Annotated in this window: 3 protein-coding genes and 1 pseudogene; 1 reads left to right on the forward strand and 3 read right to left on the reverse strand. The window is 72.5% G+C overall.

What is annotated here, in order from left to right:
• Window positions 1-915 (forward strand): annotated as a pseudogene (locus J1C73_RS32470) (adenosine deaminase); the annotation flags it as partial.
• 226 nt (window positions 916-1,141) lie between these two features.
• Here J1C73_RS32470 and J1C73_RS32475 read toward each other — a convergent pair.
• The 3 genes from J1C73_RS32475 to J1C73_RS32485 all read right to left on the reverse strand — a co-directional run.
• On the reverse strand, window positions 1,142-1,831 hold the full coding sequence (locus J1C73_RS32475; RefSeq protein ID WP_207319502.1) for an NUDIX domain-containing protein: 690 nt from the start codon (window positions 1,829-1,831) through the stop codon (window positions 1,142-1,144).
• Entirely contained in the window at window positions 1,828-2,205 is a 378-nt protein-coding gene (locus tag J1C73_RS32480; RefSeq protein WP_242645021.1) for a DUF4406 domain-containing protein, read from the reverse strand. The genes J1C73_RS32475 and J1C73_RS32480 overlap by 4 nt, the downstream gene beginning before the upstream one ends.
• Before the next feature lie 54 nt (window positions 2,206-2,259).
• A partial coding sequence (locus J1C73_RS32485; RefSeq protein WP_207319503.1) for a sugar phosphate isomerase family occupies window positions 2,260-2,605 on the reverse strand: 346 nt, incomplete at its 5' end.

The following is a 2,605-nucleotide window of genomic DNA, read 5'->3' on the forward strand; positions in this document are numbered from 1 at the left end:
GTCGTCGACGAGGCGGTCGAGGAGGCCGATGCCGCCGACGTCCAGTTCCGGGCGACCGCGCACTGCGACACCGCGCGCCCCGATCCGGGCTGCCGACTGCCCGTCAGGTGGATCTCCCAGGTCTCCCGGGGCAGCACTCCGGCACGGGTGTTCACCCAGATCGCGGTCGGGATGAGGCTGGCGGAGCGCGACCCGAGGTTCGTCGCGGTCAACCTCGTACAGCCCGAGGACGGGGAGAGCGCGCTGGCCAACTACCGGCTCCAGATGCGGATGCTGAAGTACCTGCACGGCCAGTACCCGGGCTCCCACCTCACCCTGCACGCCGGTGAGCTGGCCCCTGGCCTGGTCAAGCCCGAGGACCTGACCTTCCACATCCGCGAGGCCGTACTCGTCGCCGGTTCCGAGCGCATCGGACACGGTGTGGACCTGGTCCACGAGGACGACTGGCGGCAGCTCGCCCGGACGATGGCGCAGCGCAAGGTCGCGGTCGAGGTGCCCTTCTCCAGCAACAAGCAGATCCTCGGCATCGCGGGCAACGACCACCCGTTCAACGCCTACCGTCGCTACGGCGTCCCGGTGGTCCTGGCCACCGACGACCCGGGGGTCTCGCGGATCAACATCAGCCACGAGTACCAGTACGCCGCCAAGACCTACGGCCTCAGCTATACCGAGCTGAAGGACCTGGCCCGCGCCTCGCTGGAGTACGCGTTCCGCGACGGCCGCAGCCTGTGGGCCGCCGGCTCCGCCCCCTCCGGCTACCAGCTGGTCCCCGCCTGCCGCAGCGACCGGCCCGGCGCCGGGCGGCCGAGCCCGCGCTGCTCCCGCTATCTCGCCGCCAGCCCGAAGGCGGCGACACAGTGGCGCCAGGAGGCGGCCTTCGCCGCCTTCGAGCGTGACAACGGCGGGCGCGGCTGACGCAGCCCGCACATGGGTATTCGTCCGGGCGCGTGGATCTCATGTCCCCCACCCGGACGTGTCGTTGAGGGCGGGTGACGTACGTCGAGCAGCCCGCCCTTGTCGCCGGACATGCGGTAGACGGCCGGTGGCTGCACCGCGGTGACCGCGACCGCGCGGGTGGTGACGGCGTCGCGGCCCTCCTGCGCGAGCAGGGGCGGACGGTGGTGGCGCGGACTCAATCCGCTTACGGGACAGGCGAAGAGGGCGGACCGGGGTGCCCGTACGGTCCGTCCAGGGCCGCCCACTGGAGCAGCATGATGGTTTTGGCATCGGCGATGTCCCCGCTGCGGATCATCGCGAGCGCCTCGTCGAAGGGGAGTTCCACGGTCGCGATGTCCTCACCCTCCTCGGCGACCCCGTGCCCGTACTCGTCGGCCACCGCGGACACGGGATCGTACGGAGCGGCGTAGAAGTGCAGGCGTTCGGTGACCGACCCCGGGCTCATGTAGACGGTGAACACCGGCTCGGGGACACCGATGACGTACCCGGTCTCCTCGGCCGCCTCCCTGCGGATGGCCTCCTCCGGGGCGTCACCGTCCAGCAGCCCGGCGGCGGCCTCGATCAGCATCCCGTCGGGGTGCCCGTTCACGTACGCGGGCAGACGGAACTGCCGGGTCAGCAGCACGGTGCGGCGTTCGGTGTTGTGGAGCAGGATCGTGGCGCCGTCGCCCCGGTCGTACGTCTCGCGCTGCTCCCGGCTCCAGTGCCCGTCGCTGTGCTGGTAGTCGAAGGTCGTCCGGCGCAGGACGTACCAGTCGCAGGAGAGCACCTCCACATCCCTGACGCGCACCCGGGGATTGCCGGTCAGGTCCCGGCCGTGCCGGTCCAGGCCGGTGCGCCCGCGCCGGTCCGGGGTGTCCAGGCCGGCGGTCACCGGGCGGCCGGGATGTCGTCGAGGCCGCTGTAGACGTCCAGGCCCAGCTCCCGGGCCGTCGCCACCATCCGGTCCGCGCCGTCCGAGGGGCCCCCGATGCGCAGTACGGCGTCGCAGCGCGCCAGCAGGCGTTCGGCGACGGGGTGGAAGATCTCCTGGAAGACCGGGTCGCCCGGCCCCGTGCTGCCCGCGGCCTCCACCAGGGGAAGGGCCAGGGCCTCACCGGTGAGCGGCAGGTGACCGGCGCGGAAGAGTGTCAGTGCGGTCCGGTTCATCGCGCGCACATGGGCGTCGAGCTTGGCCGGGTCGTCGCCGGTCCCCGACCGGTAGGGGCCGGCGACCAGGATCATCAGGGGGCGCGGGATGGCGGTCATGGCAGGTGCTCCTCGCAGTGGGACCGGGTTCGGGCGGGTCGGGCCGGGCCGGGTTCAGGCCAGGGTGATGCGGACGCCCGCATCGCGCAGGGCCGTGAGGGTCTGAGGGCCGCCCGGGTGGGTGGCGGAGTCCTCGGCGGCGGCGTCTGTGACGAAGTCGTCGACCTCGCCCAGCGGGGCGACCTGGCTGAACGCGCGTACCCCGAGCTTGGTCGCGTCCGCCACCGCGATCGTCCGGGTCGCTCCCGTCAGCGCGGCCTGCTTGACCGCCGCGTCGTCCAGCGAGAACTCCGACCACCCGTACTCGGCGTGCACCCCGCCGATGGACAGGACGAAGCAGTCGAAGGCCAGCGCCTCCAGGGTGCGCAGCGCGAGCGGGCCGACGAGGGACCGCTCGCGC

This window comes from Streptomyces laculatispora (genome assembly GCF_017353455.1).
In the GTDB taxonomy this organism is placed as follows: Bacteria; Actinomycetota; Actinomycetes; order Streptomycetales; family Streptomycetaceae; genus Streptomyces; species Streptomyces laculatispora.

Excerpts from the sequence above, each read along its gene's own strand:
- J1C73_RS32480 (WP_242645021.1), bottom strand. The coding sequence starts at position 2,205 with ATGACCGCCATCCCGCGCCCCCTGATGATCCTGGTCGCCGGCCCCTAC.